Source organism: Desulfallas sp. Bu1-1 (assembly GCF_015594625.1).
GTDB lineage: Bacteria > Bacillota > Desulfotomaculia > Desulfotomaculales > Desulfallaceae > JADNRQ01.
The window spans coordinates 76,344-95,671 of record NZ_JADNRQ010000002.1; the positions used below are offsets into that span (position 1 = coordinate 76,344).

Here is a 19,328-nt window from a genome sequence, read left to right on the forward strand (position 1 = left end):
AATCAACCCCTTTCTTTTTTGTTTCCGCCGTGATCATTGTTGAAACCATTGAAGCCGCCCGCATCAACACTGTGCAGGCTGCCGAAGCCCGGTTTAAAACGCTCCCAACCCGGCAGTTCCCTGGCACCCAGATCACTCTGGGGAACTGCGGAGTAATGAGTTGGTGCTGCGCCGTTCTTCGGTTGTACTTCTTCATTTCCGGGTTGTGCTGCAAGTCTGATCTTGACGGCCGCGGCATGGGCGTCCAGCCCTTCCATCATGGCCAGGGTGACAATGTATTTGCCGTCCCGCTGCAGCGCCCTGGGAGAATAGCCGATGATACTGGTTTTTTTCATAAACGTGTCCACATTGAGCGGTGAAAAAAACCTGGCCGTACCGCCCGTGGGCAGCACGTGGTTGGGCCCGGCAAAATAGTCACCCACCGGTTCGGGTGAATACTGGCCCAGGAAAATCGTCCCGGCGTTGCCCAGCTTGCCCAGCCACATGTAGGGGTCGCGCACCAGCAACTCCAGGTGTTCGGGAGCGAAAGAATCAGCAACTTGCACGGCCTCGGCCAGTGTACCGGTGATGACGATGGCTCCCCTTTCTCTAATGGATTTTTCTGCCACCTCCCGCCTGTTTAAATTTTTCAACTGGTCGATGAGCGCCTGTTGAACATTTTGTGCCAGGCGGGTGGACGGGGTCACCAGGACCGCGGAAGCCATCTCGTCATGTTCCGCCTGGGCCAGCATGTCCGCAGCAACGAATTCCGGCCTGGCCGTTTCGTCCGCGATGATCAGCACCTCGCTCGGCCCGGCCAGCATGTCAATGTCAACCATGCCGAAAACTTGGCGTTTGGCCGCAGTGACATAAATATTGCCGGGCCCGACTATTTTATCCACCTTTGCTATGGTCTGCGTTCCGTAAGCCAGCGCGGCAATTGCCTGGGCTCCGCCTGCGCGGTAGATTTCCGTGACGCCGGCCTCGGCTGCGGCCACCAGGGTATGGGGGTTAATCGAGCCGTTGCGGCCGGGCGGGGTAACCATCACAATTTCCCGCACTCCCGCCACAGCGGCCGGAATGGCGTTCATTAAAACCGAGGAGGGGTAGGAGGCTTTGCCCCCGGGCACGTATATGCCCACCCTGCGCAGGGGCAGAAGCAACTGTCCCAGCAGTGTGCCGTCGGATTGCGGGTCGATCCAGGAATTTCTGAGCTGTTTGCGGTGAAATTGCACAATGTTTTGGGCAGCCTTGCGCAGGGCAACCAAAAAATCCTCGCTCATGCTGTTATAAGCGGCCTCGATCTCATCCGGCCCCACCCTGATGCCGGACGCCTCCAGGCGAATACCGTCAAGCCGGGCGGTGGCGGCGCATAACGCTTCATCCCCGCCTGTTCTAACAGAATTCACGATATCCCTTACCGCATCGTCAACCTTTTCCAGGTCAAGGGTTCTTTTATGTAATAAACCGGTGAGAGCATCATCCCCCGGTCTGATCACTTGAATCAATAAAGCACCTCCTTTAATACGTTAAAGCAATAACATAATAAAATATTAAATTACCCCCATGTTACTGTCAACATTTTTTTGCTATTCCACCCGCTCGTTTTTCACAGGGTTTAATCTTTCCAGCACGATCTTGTAACCGTCCGCCCCGTAATTCAACGACCTTTTAACCCTGCTGATGGTGGCAGTGCTGGCCCCGGTGCGCGAGGCAATCTCGCCGTAAGTAAAGTTGGCCTGCAGCATTCTGGCCACTTCCAGCCGCTGGGCCATTGATTTTATTTCGGCCACCGTGCAGACATCCTCAAAAAACTGGTAGCACTCGTCGATGTTCTTTAACTGCATTATCGCCTGAAAAAGCTGGTCGATTAAAGGTTCCCGCAGTTTTCCGGTATAAGTCACTCGATTTTCCTCCCGGAAACAATTTAATTCCCAATTAGGTTATTATTTCTACCTTTCTTATATGCAATTCGCTGGCAAACCGTCAAATCCTTTCACATGGCAAAGTGTTAAACAAAAAAAGATAACCGGTCTTGCGACCGGATATCCCGAATTATTTTTGACTTGCGCAAATCGTCATCTGGCCAGAGCTTTTTTACCGATATCCTTGCGGTAATGCATATCGTTGAAATGCACTTTGGATACTCCCTGATAGGCCAGCTCAATGGCTTCCGGAATGCTTGCAGCCCTGGCGGTGATGCCGATTACGCGGCCGCCCGCCGTAACTACCCGGTTGCCCTTCAGGGCGGTACCGGAATGAAAAGCCACCACGTTTTCCGGCAAATTATCCAGGCCGGAAATTATTTCCCCCTTGCGGTATTCGCCGGGGTAGCCCTGGGAGGTCAGCACCACGCAAACCGATGCCCCGTCATTCCAGCCGATGTTGATCTTATTTAATTCACCGGCCAGCAGCGCTTCAATCACGTCCACCAAATCCGATTGCAGCATCATCATGATGGGCTGGGCCTCGGGGTCGCCGAACCGGGCGTTGAATTCGAGGACCTGCGGGCCCCTGTCCGTGATCATCAGTCCCGCGTAAAGCACCCCGCGGTACGGGCGGTCCTCGGCAGCCAAACCGCGCACGGTGGGAATCAATATTTTATCCACAACCTCCTGCCTCAGCTCCGGAGTGATAACCGGCGCCGGCGCGTAAGCTCCCATCCCCCCGGTGTTGGGCCCGCAGTCGTTGTCGTAGACCTGTTTGTGGTCCTGGGCGGGAATCATGGGCACCACGTTTTCACCATCGGTGAAAGCCAGCATGCTGGCTTCCTCGCCCCGCAGGCATTCCTCCACCACAACGCGGTTGCCCGCCGCCCCGAAAGCCCTCTGCTTCATAATGTAATGCACCGCTGACAGGGCAGTCTGCTCGTCCTCCGCAACGATAACACCCTTACCGGCAGCCAGCCCGTCGGCCTTGATCACGCAGGGAGCGCCTGTTTTTTTAATGTATTCCTGTGCTGCTTCGGCGTCCTCAAAAACGGCATGCCGGGCGGTGGGGATGCTGTATTTTTGCATGATTTCCTTGGCCAGGACCTTGCTGCCCTCGATTTCCGCGGCCCTTTGCCGGGGGCCGAACACCGGGAAGCCCTCTTTTTCCATCGCGTCCACCAGGCCGGCCACCAGGGGCGCCTCCGGCCCCACCACGGTCAGGTCGAATTTGTGCTGCCGGGCCAGATCCAGGATGGCCGGTACATTTTCAGCATTGATGTTCACACATTCCGCCAGTTCGGCAATACCGGCATTGCCCGGCGCGCAGAATATCTTTTTCACCCGGGGACTACGGCTCAATTTCCACGCCAGGGCGTGCTCCCGGCCCCCGCCCCCCACGATTAAAACCTTCAAGTTATCTCCCCCTGAAAAGAATTAATGTCTGAAATGGCGCATGCCGGTGAAGACCATGGCAATGCCGTTTTTGTCGGCCACCTCTATGGATTCGTTATCACGCAGGGAACCGCCGGGCTGGATCACGGCGCTGATCCCTGCCGCCGCCGCTTCTTCCAGGGTGTCGGAGAACGGGAAAAACGCGTCCGAAGCCAGAACGGCTCCCCTGGCCGCTTCTCCCGCCTGTTTCAAGGCGATGCGGGCCGAGGTGACCCGGTTCATCTGGCCGGCGCCCACACCGAGCACCTTTTTGTTTTTGGCCACCACGATTGCGTTTGATTTAACATGTTTAACCACGGTCATGGCAAACAGCAGGTCCTCCAGCTCCTGCTCACCGGGAGCGCGCCTGGTAACCACCTTCATCCTGTCCCTGTCCACCACGCCCCGGTCAAAATTCTGGACCAGCAAACCGCCGTTGACTTTGCGCAATTCAAAGCGGTCGGAGCTTTCATTTAACGGGCCGGTTTTCAGAATGCGTAAATTCTCCTTTTGTTTTAAAATGGCCAGGGCGTCCTCGTCGTAATCCGGGGCGATTACAGCTTCCAGGAATATTTTGTTCATTTCTTCGGCCGTGGCCGCGTCCACCTTGGCATTAAAAGCGACAATGCCGCCGAAAGCCGACACAGGGTCACCTTCGTACGCCATTTTATAGGCGTCCACCAGTGTACCGGCGCTGGCCGCACCGCACGGGTTGTTGTGCTTGACGATGACGGCGGAAGTTTCAGCAAATTCCCTCACCGCCTCCAGGGCGGCATTCAAATCCAAAATGTTGTTATAGGAAAGTTCCTTGCCGTGCAGTTGCACGGCATTGCCCACGCAAGCCCCGGTTACCGACGGGTCGTGATAAAACGCCGCGCTCTGGTGGGGATTTTCACCATACCGCAAGGTTTGGACCAGGTTGTACCGGCTTTGCCAAACAGGTGGAAAAACGTTGTCCGTTTTGTTGAGAGCGGAAAGGTAATTTGCAATGGCGCTGTCGTATGCGGCGGTATGGGCAAAGGCTTCCCGGGCCAGGTCCAGGCGAAATTCCTCGCTGATTTCGCCGCGTTTGACGGCCTCCAGCACCTCCGGGTAGCGCTGCGGGCTGACCACCACCAGTACATACCTGTAGTTCTTGGCCGCCGCGCGCACCATGGCAGGCCCGCCGATATCAATATTTTCAACGGCCTCTTCCAGTGTAACTCCGGGTTTGGCCACCGTTTCCCTGAACGGGTAAAGGTTCACCACCACCAGGTCGATGGGGGTAATGTTATGTTCCCTTAATTGGGCCAGGTGCTCGTCCGTACGCATGGCCAGAATGCCGCCGTGTACCCGGGGGTGGAGTGTTTTCACCCGGCCGTCCAGGATTTCCGGAAAACCGGTAACATCCGTTATGTAAGTGACGGGTATGCCGGCTCCGCGCAGGGTCCTGGCCGTGCCGCCGGTCGATACTATCTCAATGCCGGCACCGGCCAGTGCCCGCGCAAACTCCACCAGCCCGCTCTTATCGGAGACGCTGATTAACGCCCGTTTTATCGCCATCTTTTTACCTCCTATCTCAATATTTTCAATAAAGCTTTAACTAGCTCTTATTAACTGCGCTTTTCAAAAATTTATCAACCTGGGCGGTCCAATCCACAATTCACCCCTTGCTCACACTATCATGTCTCCCGGGGTCTGTGCCCCAACATTCCTTTGTTCAGCACAATGGAGGCGGGTGGGAAACCGGTAGAATGTTCAACGCCTACTTAATATAAACTTTCCGACCCCTGACCTCCAGCTTGCCTTCACAGAAAAGCCTGATCGCCTCGGGGTAAATCCTGTGTTCCTGCTCCAAAATGCGCTCCGCCAGGGTGTCCGCGGTATCGTCGTCATAAACGGGCACAACCGCCTGCAGGATGATGGGGCCGGTATCCATTCCCTCGTCCACAAAGTGCACCGTGCAGCCGCTGAATTTCACCCCATAGCACCAGGCCTGTTCCTGGGCGTGGAGGCCGGGGAAGGCGGGCAGCAGGGCGGGGTGAATGTTCATGATCCGGCCGGGGAAAGCGTCCAGCAATCCGTTTCCCACCAGCCTCATGTACCCGGCCAGGCAAACCAGGTCCACCCCGTGTTCCTTCAAAACGCCGGCTATTTGACGCTCGTACTCCGCTTTGCCGGGAAAATCCCCCATGTCTACGTGCACCGCGGGTATGCCCGCCCGGCGGGCCCGCTCAAGGGCGAAGGCGTTCCCATTGTCGCTGATGACAACCGCCACCCTGGCCGGCAGCCTTCCAGCGGCGCAGGCGTCAATAATTGCTTGGAGGTTGGAGCCGCGGCCCGAGGCCAGCACCCCCAGATTCAACTTGTTCATATTCTCCCCCCGAGAGTAATAAAATGATTACCGGTACTTGTATCCGGCGCTCCGGCGGTTTCTTTCGTTCGTTTCGCAATTTTACCCTTGAGGCCGGTGAAGCTTGTAGTTAACGCTTGCAATCCCGCACTCAGCTGGTCAGCTGAGAGCGGGACCTAACTACTTCTTCACGCCCTAAGGGGGCATGGCTCTTGGGGATATGACGTGTTATTGGGGACATACCTCCGACCAAAAAGCCATGACCCTAAAGAGGAGGTGTGTCCCCTGACCTCTTTTCCGCATCCAGTGCTCCACTCACTCCAGAAATCCGCCGGAGTACCTGCCGCTGTGGTGTTTTTGCAGCAAAATCACAATTATAACAGGTGCACCTTACCGTCTCCTTCTGTAACCCGGCCCACCAGCCTTGCGTCTTCACCGCACCTGTTCAGTTCGTCTATCACATCACCGGCTAGCTCTTTTTCCACCACCAGCACCATGCCAACACCCATGTTGAAGACCCGGTACATTTCGGCGGCATCAACGGGGCCCTCCCGGGCAATAATCCTGAAAACGGCTGGCACCTCCCAGGTGCCGGTATCAATTTCCACGGCGGTTCCCGGCGGCAGGATGCGGGGCACGTTTTCCACCAGTCCCCCGCCGGTGATATGGGCAATTCCTTTTATTTTAAATTTATTTAGCAGGGGCAGGACGACCGGCACGTAGATCCGCGTCGGACGCAGCAATTCCTCGCCCACGGTGCAACCCAGCTCGCGTTCCACTTGTTCAACCCTGCCGGCAACCATTTCCAGCAGCACGCGGCGGGCCAGGGAATAGCCGTTGCTGTGCAGCCCCGAGGAAGGCAGGCCGATCACCGCATCGCCCGGTGTAATCGCGCTGCCGTCAATGATATCTTTTTTTTCCACTACTCCCACCGCAAATCCTGCGATGTCGTACTCGCCATCCCCGTAAAAGCCGGGCATTTCGGCGGTTTCCCCACCGATCAGGGCGCAGCCGGCCCGGCGGCAGCCCTCGGCTACTCCGGCCACGATATCCGCCACCTTTTCCGGTTCCAGCCGGCCAATGGCCAGGTAATCCAGGAAAAACAGCGGCTCCGCTCCAAGGGCTAAAATATCGTTGACGCACATGGCCACAGCGTCAATACCAATAGTATCGTGTTTATCCAGCATGAAAGCCACGCGCAGCTTGGTGCCGACGCCGTCGGTGCCTGAAACCAGGACGGGCTCGTGATACTTTGCGGTATCCATTTGAAAAAGCCCCCCAAAACCACCGATACCCGCGAGCACGCCGGGCCGAAAGGTGCTCCGGACCGATTTTTTCATCAACTCCACGGCGCGGTTCCCCGCGTCGATATTAACGCCAGTATCCGCGTAGGTGATCGGTTTTTGCTCGGACATAATTTCCCCCGTTTCCATGATCATTCCAGGCTGTATTTTCCGGTTTCCTTGGGTTTGGCCACCTCCACTGGGTAGTTGCCGTCAAAACAGGCAGTGCAGAAGTTGTCCCGGGAGTTGCCGAATATGTTTAAGAGCCCGTCCAGCGACAGGTAATACAGGCCGTCGGCGCCTATGGAGCGGCAAATTTCCTCCAGGGATAACCGGGCGGCAATCAGTTCGTCCTCGTTGGAAGTGTCGATCCCGTAATAGCAGGACCTGGTAATGGGCGGCGAACTCAGGCACATGTGCACTTCCTTGACCCCGCAATCGCGCAGCATGGCCACGATTTTGCCGCTGGTGGTGCCCCGTACGATGGAATCGTCCACCATGACCACTCTTTTACCGTTTAAAACTTCGCGCACCGAATTAAGCTTAAGCCTTACCCCCAGGTCCCTCATTTCCTGGGAGGGCTGAATGAAAGTTCTGCCGATGTAGCGGTTCTTCATCAAGCCTTCCTCAAAGGGGATCCCTGAAGCTTCGGCAAAACCGCGGGCGGCCGCCGTTCCCGAATCGGGCACCGGTATGACTATATCCGCATCCACCGGGTATTCACCGGCCAGCACCCTGCCCATTTCCCGCCGTACCATGTTGACGTTGAAGCCGTCAATAAAGCTGTCCGGGCGGGCAAAGTAAATGTACTCGAAAATGCAGTGCGCGCGCTTGCGCGGTTTAAGCACCTGGATGGACTCCAGGCCGTTTTCGTCCATAACCACGATTTCACCCGGCTGCACATCCCGGATCAACCCGGCCCCCACAGTGTCAAGGGCGCAAGACTCAGAGGCCACCACGTAACCCTCACCCAGCGTGCCCAGGCACAACGGGCGGAACCCGTGCGGGTCGCGCACGGCGATAAGCTTGTTTTCCGTAATGATGACCAGTGAATACGCGCCCTTAATGTCAATCATGCACTTGACTAAAGCGTCTTCCAGGCCGTTTTGCGCGGACCTGGCGATAATGTTGACAATAACCTCGCTGTCGGTTGAGGATTGAAAAACCGAGCCGGTGGCCATCAGCCGGCTGCGCAGTTCGGTAACATTGGTGAGATTGCCGTTGTGCGCCAGACCCAGCATGCCCCCGGCATAGCGGAACAACAGCGGCTGGGCATTGACGGGGTGGCTGGCGCCGGTGGTGGAGTAACGCACGTGGCCGATGGCGATATGCCCGCGCAGGTTGTTCAACTGGTCTCCGGAAAACACTTCCGACACCAGGCCCATCCCTTTGTACAGCTGTACTTTTTTACCGTCGGCGACAGCGATGCCGGCGCTTTCCTGCCCGCGGTGCTGCAATGCGTAAAGGCCGTAATACGTAAGCCTGGTCACGTCATGCCCCGGGGCGTAAATGCCGAAAACGCCGCATTCCTCCCTGGGCTTGTCCGGCAACAATATTCCGTTTGTTGATCCGGGCCGGCAACCTGCCATAACTATCTCCCCCAGCATTAAATTTAAATAATGATTTTGCTGCAAAAACCGGTACTCGTATCTGGCGCTCCGGCGGTTTCCTCCGTTCGTTTCGCAATTTTACCTAAATGGTTGGAGCAACTTTTAGCTAACGCTTGCAACTTACTGCCCAACTACTTCTTCACGCCGCTAAGGGGTCACGGCTTTGAGGATATGACGGTATCGTTGGGGACATACCTCCGACCCCAAAGCTTTGCCCTAAAGAGGAGGTGTGTCCCCTGATCGCTATTCCGCATCCAGTGCTCCACTCACTCCAGAAATCCGCCGGATCGCCTGTAGCTGTGATGTTTTTGCAGTGAAATCAATAATAAAAAAATTTTCCAACCACCAACCACTAACTACCTACCACCACTTTACCGGCCGGTAAGGCGGCGGTAAACTTCGCGGTATGCTTCCTCCACGTTCCCCAGGTCCCGGCGGAAACGGTCCTTGTCCAGCTTCTCCCGGGTATTTTTATCCCAGAACCGGCATGTATCGGGGGAAATTTCATCGCCCAGCAGCAATTCTCCTTTATGCAAGCCGAACTCCAATTTAAAATCAATCAGATCCAACTCCCGCTCGGCCAGGTGGGAGCGCAGCACATCGTTGACCTTTAAAGCTATTTCCCTGATCCGGGCCATCTGCTCGGGGGTGGCCAGGCTCAAGGCCCGGATATGGTCGTCGTTGATCATGGGGTCGCCCAGTTCGTCGCTCTTGTAATAATATTCCACCACCGTATGCGGCAGTATGGTCCCCTCTTCCAATCCCAGGCGCTTGGCCAGGCTGCCGGCGGCGATATTGCGCACCACCACTTCCACCGGAATGATTTGCAGCGCCTTGACCACCATTTCCCGGTCGGATTTTTCCTCGACAAAGTGTGAATCGATACCGTTTTCAGCCAGCATGCGGAAAAAATAGGCCGAAATCCGGTTGTTCAATTCACCTTTGTTGGCGATGGTGCCTTTTTTCAGCCCGTTGAACGCTGTGGCATCATCCTTGTACTCCACCCAGTAATAATCCGGATTGCCGGTGCGGAAAACCTTTTTGGCTTTACCTTCATAAACCAGCTCTTTTTTTTGCATCATTATTAACTCCTCCCCGGTTTTTACAGGCCGAAACGGCTGTAAATTTCGTCTACGTGTTTGAGGTGATAACTGTAGTCAAATAAATCCTTGATCTCCTCCGCGGACATGAAACGCATTACCTCTTCGTCGCCCAGCAGCAACTGTTGAAAGCCGGTTCCGGTATTCCACGACCGCATGGCGTTGCGCTGCACCAACTCGTACGCCTTTTCCCTGGTTAAACCCTTGTCCACCAGTGCCAGCAGCACCCGCTGGGAGAAAATCAGCCCGTGAGTTCTTTCCAGGTTCTTTTTCATGTTTTCCGGATAAACAATCAGGTTTTCCATGATGTTGGTGAACTTGTAAAGCATATAGTCCAGGGCGGTGGTGCTGTCCGGGATGATCACCCTTTCCACCGAAGAATGGGAAATATCCCGCTCGTGCCACAGCGTGACGTTTTCCAGGGCTGCCAGGGCATTGCCGCGCAGGATCCGGGCCATCCCGCTGATCCGTTCAGTGGTGATGGGATTGCGCTTGTGGGGCATGGCGGACGACCCTTTCTGCCCCTTCTTGAAATATTCCTCGGCCTCCAGGATGTCGGTCCGCTGCAGGTTTCTGATCTCGGTCGCAAACTTTTCAAGGGAACTGCCCGCCACGGCCAGGGTGGTCATGAATTCGGCATGCCTGTCCCTTTGCAACACCTGGGTGGACACCCGGGCCGGTTTCAGGCCCAGCTTGGCGCATACGTATTCTTCCACGGACGGGTCGATGTTGGCATAGGTCCCGACGGCCCCCGAGATTTTCCCGGCGCTGATGGTGTCAACTGCTTTTTTCAGGCGCTCGATGTTGCGCTCGGTTTCCGCCACCCACAGCAGCATTTTCAGCCCGAAGGTGGTGGGCTCGGCGTGGATGCCGTGGGTGCGCCCGATCATGATGGTATAGCGGTGCTCCCGGGCTTTGTCCAGTAAAACTTCCCGCAACTTTTCCATGCGCCGCAGTATTTGTTCGCCCGCTTCCTTGATCTGTACCGCCAGGGCGGTATCCACCACGTCGGAGGAGGTCAAACCCAAGTGAATGTACTTGGAAGCGTCACCCACGTGCTCGGCCACGCAGGTCAGGAACGCAATTACGTCATGATTGGTGACTTCCTCAATTTCTTCGATCCGTTCCACTGTAAAACCGGCCTTTTCCTTGATCTCCCGCAGGGCTTCGGCCGGTACGATGCCCTTTTCGGCCAGCGCCTCGCAAACGCATATTTCCACGTCCAGCCACTTGCGATACTTGTTCTCCTGTGACCAGATGGCCTTCATTTCCGGCAACGTGTAGCGCTCGATCAACCCTTGTTTCCCCCCATCTTTTCCAAATACCCGTCAATCCCCAATTCCTGCAACAGTGCGGATTTTTCCTCCACCTGCCGGGCCATTTTCTCCTTGTAGGCGATAATTTTCTCCCGAATGTCCGGCCTTGCCGCGCCGATGATCTGCGCCGCCAGGATGCCGGCGTTCCTGGCCCCGTTGATGGCAACGGTGGCCACGGGTATACCGGGCGGCATTTGCACAGTGGCATAAAGCGCATCCTGGCCTTTTAACGCGCCGGAGGCAACCGGTACGCCGATCACCGGCAGCGGTGTATGCCCCGCAATTACCCCGGCCAGGTGCGCCGCCCCGCCGGCTCCCGCGATGATCACCTGCAAACCGCGACCGGCTGCTGTCCGGGCATAGGCCGCGGTTTTTTCCGGTGCCCGGTGGGCGGACGATATGACCATTTCCCACGGCAACCCGAACTCGTCCAACACCTTCGCCGCTTCCCGCATTACCGGCAGGTCCGAATCACTGCCCATGACTATCCCTACCAACGGCTCGCTCATTGTCTGCCTCCTTGATAAATAAATCTCTTTTTATTAGTAATGCTGTAAAACAGGTATAAAATACAAAAGCCCGGGGGCAGGTTTTACTGGAGTGAAACCTACCCGCCTGGGCTTTTATCCCGAACGGTGTAGCTGCGGCTGGGAAACCCCCGCAACACAGCCTGTACCGCTTGGTCCGAACCGCCGCCGGGGCGCGGCGTGGAACCCTAGGTACACTTTCTCTCACTGGCTATTTAAAATATCTTTCCAACTTAATCTTAACCCATAATCATTAAATCAGTCAAGTTATTCCCACTCAATCGTCGCCGGGGGCTTGGAGGTTATATCATATACCACCCGGTTGATTTCCTTCACTTCGTTGACAATGCGATTGGAAATGCGTTCCAGCACTTCGTAGGGTATTTTGGCCCAGTCGGCGGTCATCCCGTCGTGGGAGCACACAGCCCTGACGGCCACGGTGTGCGCGTAGGTGCGCTCGTCACCCATTACGCCGACACTGCGCAAATCCGGCAGCACCGCAAAGTACTGCCAGATTTCCCGGTCCAGCCCGGCGCGGGCAATCTCCTCGGTGACAATGGCGTCGGCTTCCTGTAAAATGGCCACTTTTTCGGGGGTAACCTCCCCGAGGATGCGCACGGCCAAACCCGGCCCCGGGAAAGGCTGCCGCCAGACGATGCGGGCCGGCAGACCCAGTTCTTCACCCACCCGGCGCACTTCGTCCTTGAACAGCCAGCGCAACGGCTCAATTAACGACAGGCGCATATCTTCCGGCAAACCGCCCACGTTATGGTGAGACTTAATCACCGCCGCCGTGGCCGTGCCGCTTTCCACCACATCCGGGTAAAGGGTGCCCTGCACCAGAAAATCTATTTCACCCAGCTTTGCGGCTTCCTCCTCAAACACGCGAATAAATTCCTCACCGATAATTTTCCTTTTCCGCTCCGGGTCGGTTACGCCACGCAACTTACCCAGGAAACGTTCCCGGGCATCCACGTAAACCAGGTTGATGTTGAACCGGTCCCGGAATATTTCCTGCACCGACTCGGCCTCACCCTTGCGCAGCAGGCCGTGGTTGACGAAGACGCAGGTCAGCTGGTCGCCCACGGCCCGGTGCACCAGCACCGCCGCCACCGAGGAATCGACGCCGCCGCTGAGAGCGCAAATCACTTTCTGATTGCCTACTTTTTCCCTTACTTCGGCCACGGTCTGCTCGATGAACGAGCCCGTGGTCCAGCTGCCGGTGCAGCCGCAAATGTTGAACAAAAAGTAGCGTAATACATCCTGCCCCTTTGGTGTGTGCACCACTTCGGGATGGAATTGCACCGCGTACAAGCGGCGTTCCCGGTCGGCCATGGCGGCCACCGGGGCAGTTGAAGTGCTGGCCAGCACTTTAAAACCGGGCGGCGGCGCTTCCACCAGGTCACCGTGGCTCATCCAGCACTGGCCCCGCTCACCCATACAATCCAGAAGTCCCGAACCGGGCGTAATTTCAATTTCCGTTTTGCCGTATTCGCGCCGGTCGGCCCGGGCTACCTTGCCGCCCAGCTGGAATGCCATCAGCTGCATACCGTAGCAAATGCCCAGCACGGGTATGCCCATTTCATAAATAGACTTGTCCACCACCGGAGCGCCCTCCTGGTAAACACTGGAAGGACCCCCGGAAAAAATAATTCCCCTTGGCTTTTTGGCTTGTATTTCCGCCAGAGGAGTAATATATGGCAGCATTTCACAAAAAACATTACACTCGCGAATGCGGCGGGCGATCAGCTGGCTGTACTGGCCGCCGAAATCCAGAACAATCACAAGTTCCTGTTCGGGAACAGGCATGGTTAATGGTCCCCCCTATTATCTTCCCTTGTAGACTCCCTTTTTCAGCACATAGATTTCCGGCAGGTTGCGGTATTTTTCCCTGTAGTCCAGCCCGTACCCCACCACAAACTCATCGGGGATGGAGAAGCCGTTATAATCCACCGGAACGTTTATTTCGCGCCGGGACGGCTTGTCTAACAAGGTGCAGACACGAACGCTGGCCGGCCCCCGGGCTTTTAAGATTTCCAACAGGTAATTCAAAGTCAACCCGGTATCCACAATATCCTCCACGATTAACACGTGCCTTCCCTCGATATTTTGTTCCAGGTCCTTTAAAATACGAACGACGCCCGTTGATTTGCTGGAGGCCCCGTAACTGGAAACCGCCATAAAATCAATCTGGACGTCAATGGACATGGCCCGGATCAGGTCGGCCATAAATACGCTGGCCCCCTTTAAAATACCGACCACCAGCGGGTACTTGCCGGAATAATCCCTGGAAATAGCGCGCCCCAATTCATCTATTTTTTCTTTAATTTCCGCGGCTGAAATTAATATTTTTTCCACATCCTGGTGCAAAGGATCTCCCCCTGACGTCAAAATCTGGGTTATTATAACAAACTGTTTGAAAAACTGTCAATACGGGGTTTGAGGGGCTTGAGGGGCATTTACCTGAGCATATTGTATCCCAAATGATAATCAAATTCCACCTCTTTCTTTACATGTTGGGGGGCGATATTTTGATTTGTTTATTAAAATCAAACATCTCCAGGGTAATTTCCAGCTTATCTTTGCTGCCGTTTTTTCCGGTTGCACTGATGTGAGCTTTTTTAATCACCTGCTGTTTGGGGTCCAGCCAAACCCGGTAGACAAAATCATCGTAGTTTAATTCCATGAGCGAGTTCTGGACAATGGGGCGCAGCTCGAGTACTATGAGCTTGGTTCCCTTGACTTCCTCTGACTTAATCTTTTTAATAACCGGGACATCCTTGAAATTAAAGTTGCCCAGGGGATTGAACTCGGTGATGAATAGTTCCGAGTCGGCCATTTTGTTGCCCTCCAGGCAGGACCAGTTGTCGGACCAGTAGCCCTTGATGAATGTTTTGTCTCCCGTGTGGATGAATTCCACGGGCATATCCTGCATGGTACCGGTGATATGAACACTGTCCGGGGCGACCCGCTCGCCTTTCACGTCCGAAATTACCGAACCGCCGATTTTGACAACCATATTGAAACGAAAAGAACTACTGGTCAGCGTTTTATCCATGGCCGCTGCAAACAGTTCTTCGGGCGGCACGCGCACCCTGGCCAGGTAGGCGCTCGCACCGCGGTAGACCCCGAACAGCAATAAAACAATGCCCAGAAATAGAATCAGCCACTTGGGATTAATTACCAACCAGCGCTGTTTAACCAATGGTTTTTCACTCTCCCCGATTATGCTTTAACAATTTATACGGGGAGAACGGGGGAAATATTCCTTTTGGTAAAGCCATCCTGTTTTTTATGCCACTCTTGTGTTAAAATAGGAATATTGCATAAACAGGGAGGTTCTGTAGTGGACGTTCTTGAAATGCAGAGGGAGGTCGACCGCTGGATCGGACAGTTCGAGGAAGGGTACTGGCCGCCCCTGGCCATGTTGGCCCGCCTCACCGAGGAAGTGGGCGAACTTGCCAGAGAGATTAACCACCGGTTCGGCACCAAACCCAAAAAACCGGAGGAACCGGAAGGAGACCTGGCCCTCGAGCTGGCGGATATTCTGTTCATCATCATCTGTTACGCCAATTCACTGGGTATAAATTTGGAGAAAGCATTCAACAAGGTAATGGAAAAATACCGGCAGCGTGATTCCGAAAGATGGACAAGAAAAGTTGAAAACCGGGAGGAAAATTAAATGGCCACCATTATTCCCTTGCGCGGGTTGAGGTACGACCAAACCAAAGCAGGAAACATTAAAGACCTTGTCACCCCGCCCTACGACGTGATTGACGCGGCCGCCCAGGAGGAATATTACAACCGCAACCCCTACAATATCATTCGCCTGGAATACGGGAAAAAATTTAATGAAGATAATGAGACTAACAACCGCTATACCCGCGCGGCTGAATTTTTTAATCAATGGCAATGCGAGGGCGTATTGCGCCCGGAGAAAGATCCCGCCGTTTACCTGTACCGGCAGAAATTCACCGTGGAAAATAAATCCCTGGTGCGCACGGGCATTATTTGCGGCGTTAAACTGGAACCTTATGAAAACGGGGTGGTATTGCCCCACGAGGAAACAATGCCCAAGCACAAAGCCGACCGGCTGGCCCTGATGCGGGCGTGCGGCGCCAATTTCAGCCCCATTTTCGGGCTTTACAGCGACCGGGAGCGAAAGGTTGATGTTTTGCTGGATGAAGCGGTTGAAAACTCACCGCCGGCCGTCAGCTTTATCGATGAATTTGGTCACGAGCACCTGCTCTGGGTTGTTGATGACCCGCAGGTGGTGCGGCAGGTGCAACAATTAATGGCGGCGCAGCGCATCTTTATCGCCGACGGGCACCACCGTTACGAAACGGCGTTGAATTACGCCCGGGAAAACCCCGACAACCCCGCCGCCGGCTACGTGATGATGACGCTGGTCAACCTGTTTGACCCCGGTCTGGTCATCCTGCCCACACACCGTCTCATTGTGCACAGTGCAATAGAAGTGCAAACATTACCTTCCGTGCTGCAGGAAGACTTTCAGGTTGAAAAGACCCGGGGGACCGGCGTGGACGGTATTGCCGGGTTACTGGCGGAACTGGCCGGGCTGGACGAGCAGGCCGGCACCAAGAGACGGCAGGTTTTCGGCCTTTACCTGGGCGGGGGGAATTTATATACAGTGGCTTTAAGGGATCAAAAAGTGATTAATGAAAAGATGCCCGCCGACCACTCGGCTGCCTGGCGGCAGCTGGACGTATCCGTGTTGCAAAAACTGATCCTGGAAAACTTTCTAGGCATTGACGACAAAGCCCTGGCCGGCGGAGAAATTGTCCGGTATACCCGGGACGCCCGGGAAGCTGTCCGGGCTGTGGATGAAGGCAGGTGCCGGGCTGCTTTCCTGATGAACCCCACTTTAATTGCGGAAGTGACGGAAGTGGCCGGTAACGGGGAGAAAATGCCGCAAAAGTCAACCTTCTTTTATCCAAAGCTGATTACCGGCCTGGTTATAAACAGGTTTTAAAATAGGCACTATGCCGCAAAAGGAGCACCATCAGAAGACCACCAGAGGCATGAAAAAATGCCACAGCAAGAGGCGAACCGGTGGCTTTCTGGAGCGAAGGGAGCGGAAGAAACCACCGGTTCGCCAGATGCAAAGTTAAAATGGCTTGTTACACAAGACAAGCCGGGATGGGCAGTTTATTTGCCCAGGCTGTTGATTCTCTCCCGGGTGGAGATGATACTGGTGATTTTTACGCCGAAATTTTCATTGACCACAACCACTTCGCCCTTGGCCACCAGTTTGCCGTTAACCAGCACATCAACCGGTTCATCCACCATGGTTTCCAGTTCGGTAATCGCCCCCGGGGTCATGGACAAAACTTCCTTTATGCTTTTTTTGGTCCGGCCCAGGACTACGGACACTTTTAGCGGTATATCCAGGAGCAGGTTCAATTTTTGGGGGTCAATATGCGCCGTGTCCGCCCGCTCCCACGCTTCCGGCGCCGGCGTTGCATCCTTTTGGACGTCACGTTGTCCCGGTTCAACAGCGGTATCTGGAATTAACTCCTCTACCGGCTCCGGTTTCCAATTAAAAAGTGCCTCATCTTGATGTAATACTTCTTTAACATCCGAAGTTGGCTGCGTGCCATCGCCTGTTGTTCCCGCATCTAACAGTCCAAAATTCTCTAATAGCAGCTTGGCCTGTTCCCGGGCATTTTGAATGTCAATAATCTGCATGATATTTGTATCAAGCAAGTCCTCAATGTTCATGCGAAAAGATATAACAACAATGGGATCGTTAAACGGCAGGTCCACGTTCATTTTATCGGTTTCCTGCACCAGGGTGGTTTCCGGCGGCGCGATATTGATGCTTCTATTCATCAGATCGGCCAGCGAGGTGGAAGCAGTACCGATCATCTGGTTCATGGCCTCCGCTGCGGCACTGATTTCCATCTCGGATATTTCATCGGGTAAATCAGTGCCGTCGCCGCCCATCATCAAATTGGCCATGACCATAGCGTCCCGCAGTTTAATCACCAGGACGTTATAACCGGTAAACCCTTCCTTGAATTGCACCTTGATGATGATTAAGGGCACGTTGTAACCGCCCAAAAAATCTTTTTGCCGGGTAATTATAACCTCGGGGCTGGTGATCAGCACCCGCCTGTTCAGGAGTTGCGAAAGAGTGGTTGCGGCTGAGCCCATGGAAATATTACCAATTTCACCCAGGGCGTCCTTTTCCTCCGGCAATAGTTCGAAACGGCCCGGGTCATCCTCAGTGTTGCCCGTAGGGGGCACATCAGCCGGCTCGCCGGTCAGGTGTGCACCGGCGTGGATATGCCCGTCCATGCCGGGTGTTTCACCAGGCTGCCGGTTTTCCGGATCCGAGGGTTGCTCCTGGTCCCGGGCGGCGGCTTTTAGCAAAGCATCTATTTCATCCTGCTGAAGCAACTTATTTTCCGTCATTATTACCTTCCCTTTCAATTAATGAAACGACCTGGACAGCCAGATTGTCGCCCACTACCCCCACCTGCGCGCCAAACTTCAAACTGTCGCCGACAAACACATGCAGGTCGCTGTTGACATCCTTATCCAGCATAATCACGTCTCCGACCTGGATTTGCAGAAAATCTTCCACTGTTATCCGGGTTTCCCCAATTACAGCGGTAATATCCATCTCGCACTGGTTCAACCAGTACACAATGTTTTTATAATCTTGCTCCGTGCCCGAGGTGAATTGCCGGACGAACTGTTGCCGTACCGACAACTTGGAAATAACGGGATCCAGTACCACATAGGGCAAACAAAGGTTGATCATACCCTGGTCGTTTTCCCCCATGGTAATCGTAAAAGTCAATAACGCCACCACGTCATTCGGCGAATACAGTTGTTGCAAGCGCGGGTTGGTTTCAATTGAGCGAACCGCGGGTTTCAACTCCACGATATCCTGCCAGGTGGGGACCAGATAGTCAAGCATGCGCGACATTAGCCGTTTGGTTACCTGGATTTCAATATCAGTTAGTTCCCTGCTGATATCACCGGCAGTGCCGCTACCACCGAACATCAGATCGATAACGGGAAAAATAAAACCGGTATTGGCTTCCAGAATGGCCGGTCCGTTCAAAGGCGACAACTCGAAAACGGTGAGCACGGTAGGTGTGGGGATGGACCGGACAAATTCATCGTAAATAATCTGCCCAATTGAAGCCAGCTCAAAACTAATATTGGTGCTGAGGTATCCCGATAAAAAGCTGGACAGGTGCCTGGCGAAATGCTGGTGCAGCATTTCCAGGGTTCTCAAATGCTCCTTGGAAAACTTGTTCGGGCGGCGAAAGTCGTAGTTCTTTATTTTTGTCGCCGCGCCGGTGGGCTCCAATTCCTCCACCGGAAGTTCGCCCGTGTTCAACGCCTGCAATAAGGAATCTATTTCGTTTTGGGAAAGGATCTCCTGCATTGATCATCCTCCAACTACCTGCTCATAACCCTCTCAATGGCCTGAAGAATTCGATCCTGTTTGAACGGTTTGACGATGAAATCCATAGCCCCGGCCTGGATGGCCTCCATTACCATGGCCTGCTGTCCCATGGCGCTGCACATGATGATCCTGGCGTTGGGATCGATTTTTTTAATGGCCTTGACGCTTTCAATACCATCCATTTCCGGCATGGTGATGTCCATGGTGACCAGATCAGGTTTTACTTCCGTGTACAGTCTTACAGCCTCGGCGCCGTTTTCGGCTTCGCCCACAACTTCATAACCGTTTTTGGTGACAATATTTTTAATCATCATCCGCATGAAAGTTGCGTCATCAACTATGAGAATTCTAACCGACATATTCTCCCTCCGT

Annotated in this window: 18 protein-coding genes; 2 read left to right on the forward strand and 16 right to left on the reverse strand. The window is 54.5% G+C overall.

The window, feature by feature from the left end:
* Nucleotides 1–2 precede the first annotated feature (2 nt).
* The 13 genes from hisD to IT084_RS02950 all read right to left on the reverse strand — a co-directional run bounded on the left by hisD (nt 3) and on the right by IT084_RS02950 (nt 14,714).
* Nucleotides 3–1,487: a histidinol dehydrogenase gene (hisD, locus tag IT084_RS02890; RefSeq protein WP_195710960.1), complete on the reverse strand. Its 1,485-nt coding sequence runs from the start codon at nt 1,485–1,487 to the stop codon at nt 3–5.
* A gap of 81 nt (nt 1,488–1,568) precedes the next feature.
* Complete coding sequence (locus tag IT084_RS02895) at nt 1,569–1,883, reverse strand: YerC/YecD family TrpR-related protein (protein WP_195710962.1); 315 nt, start codon at nt 1,881–1,883, stop codon at nt 1,569–1,571.
* 174 nt (nt 1,884–2,057) lie between these two features.
* Complete coding sequence (gene purD, locus IT084_RS02900) at nt 2,058–3,323, reverse strand: phosphoribosylamine--glycine ligase (RefSeq protein WP_195710964.1); 1,266 nt, start codon at nt 3,321–3,323, stop codon at nt 2,058–2,060.
* Between the two features lie 21 nt (nt 3,324–3,344).
* On the reverse strand, nt 3,345–4,883 hold the full coding sequence (gene purH, locus IT084_RS02905) for a bifunctional phosphoribosylaminoimidazolecarboxamide formyltransferase/IMP cyclohydrolase (RefSeq protein WP_195710966.1): 1,539 nt from the start codon (nt 4,881–4,883) through the stop codon (nt 3,345–3,347).
* 202 nt (nt 4,884–5,085) lie between these two features.
* The gene (gene purN / locus IT084_RS02910) at nt 5,086–5,694 is read right to left on the reverse strand and encodes a phosphoribosylglycinamide formyltransferase (RefSeq protein WP_195710968.1); all 609 of its coding nucleotides are present in this window, start codon (nt 5,692–5,694) and stop codon (nt 5,086–5,088) included.
* 353 nt (nt 5,695–6,047) lie between these two features.
* Nucleotides 6,048–7,088: a phosphoribosylformylglycinamidine cyclo-ligase gene (gene purM / locus IT084_RS02915; RefSeq protein WP_195710970.1), complete on the reverse strand. Its 1,041-nt coding sequence runs from the start codon at nt 7,086–7,088 to the stop codon at nt 6,048–6,050.
* A gap of 20 nt (nt 7,089–7,108) precedes the next feature.
* Nucleotides 7,109–8,545, reverse strand: coding sequence for an amidophosphoribosyltransferase (purF, locus tag IT084_RS02920; RefSeq protein ID WP_195710972.1), 1,437 nt, complete (start codon nt 8,543–8,545; stop codon nt 7,109–7,111).
* A 392-nt stretch (nt 8,546–8,937) separates the two neighbouring features.
* Nucleotides 8,938–9,645: a phosphoribosylaminoimidazolesuccinocarboxamide synthase gene (purC, locus tag IT084_RS02925; protein WP_195711403.1), complete on the reverse strand. Its 708-nt coding sequence runs from the start codon at nt 9,643–9,645 to the stop codon at nt 8,938–8,940.
* Between the two features lie 23 nt (nt 9,646–9,668).
* Complete coding sequence (gene purB / locus IT084_RS02930; RefSeq protein WP_195710974.1) at nt 9,669–10,961, reverse strand: adenylosuccinate lyase; 1,293 nt, start codon at nt 10,959–10,961, stop codon at nt 9,669–9,671.
* A complete protein-coding gene (gene purE, locus IT084_RS02935; RefSeq protein ID WP_195710976.1) occupies nt 10,958–11,491 on the reverse strand; it encodes a 5-(carboxyamino)imidazole ribonucleotide mutase in 534 nt (177 codons plus the stop codon). The genes purB and purE overlap by 4 nt, the downstream gene beginning before the upstream one ends.
* 285 nt (nt 11,492–11,776) lie before the next feature.
* Complete coding sequence (gene guaA / locus IT084_RS02940; protein WP_195710978.1) at nt 11,777–13,318, reverse strand: glutamine-hydrolyzing GMP synthase; 1,542 nt, start codon at nt 13,316–13,318, stop codon at nt 11,777–11,779.
* A gap of 18 nt (nt 13,319–13,336) precedes the next feature.
* Nucleotides 13,337–13,879, reverse strand: coding sequence for a hypoxanthine phosphoribosyltransferase (gene hpt, locus IT084_RS02945; protein WP_195710981.1), 543 nt, complete (start codon nt 13,877–13,879; stop codon nt 13,337–13,339).
* A gap of 139 nt (nt 13,880–14,018) precedes the next feature.
* Nucleotides 14,019–14,714, reverse strand: a complete 696-nt coding sequence (locus tag IT084_RS02950; RefSeq protein WP_195710984.1) for a hypothetical protein — start codon at nt 14,712–14,714, stop codon at nt 14,019–14,021.
* Nucleotides 14,715–14,870: 156 nt separating this feature from the next.
* On the opposite strand from IT084_RS02950, the gene IT084_RS02955 reads away from it, so the two are divergent.
* Together IT084_RS02955 and IT084_RS02960 are read left to right on the forward strand one after the other, a co-directional pair.
* Nucleotides 14,871–15,191, forward strand: coding sequence for a nucleotide pyrophosphohydrolase (locus IT084_RS02955; protein ID WP_207744395.1), 321 nt, complete (start codon nt 14,871–14,873; stop codon nt 15,189–15,191).
* A complete protein-coding gene (locus IT084_RS02960) occupies nt 15,192–16,502 on the forward strand; it encodes a DUF1015 domain-containing protein (protein WP_195710988.1) in 1,311 nt (436 codons plus the stop codon).
* A 176-nt stretch (nt 16,503–16,678) separates the two neighbouring features.
* On the opposite strand, the gene fliY is transcribed toward IT084_RS02960, so the two are convergent.
* Genes fliY through IT084_RS02975 form a run of 3 tightly spaced genes read right to left on the reverse strand, consistent with a single transcriptional unit; the run spans nt 16,679 to nt 19,315 of the window.
* Complete coding sequence (gene fliY, locus IT084_RS02965) at nt 16,679–17,947, reverse strand: flagellar motor switch phosphatase FliY (RefSeq protein WP_195710990.1); 1,269 nt, start codon at nt 17,945–17,947, stop codon at nt 16,679–16,681.
* Nucleotides 17,934–18,935: a flagellar motor switch protein FliM gene (gene fliM / locus IT084_RS02970; protein WP_195710991.1), complete on the reverse strand. Its 1,002-nt coding sequence runs from the start codon at nt 18,933–18,935 to the stop codon at nt 17,934–17,936. Before fliM ends, fliY begins: the two co-directional genes overlap by 14 nt.
* Nucleotides 18,936–18,949: 14 nt before the next feature.
* Nucleotides 18,950–19,315: a response regulator gene (locus tag IT084_RS02975; RefSeq protein WP_195710992.1), complete on the reverse strand. Its 366-nt coding sequence runs from the start codon at nt 19,313–19,315 to the stop codon at nt 18,950–18,952.
* Nucleotides 19,316–19,328 lie beyond the last annotated feature (13 nt).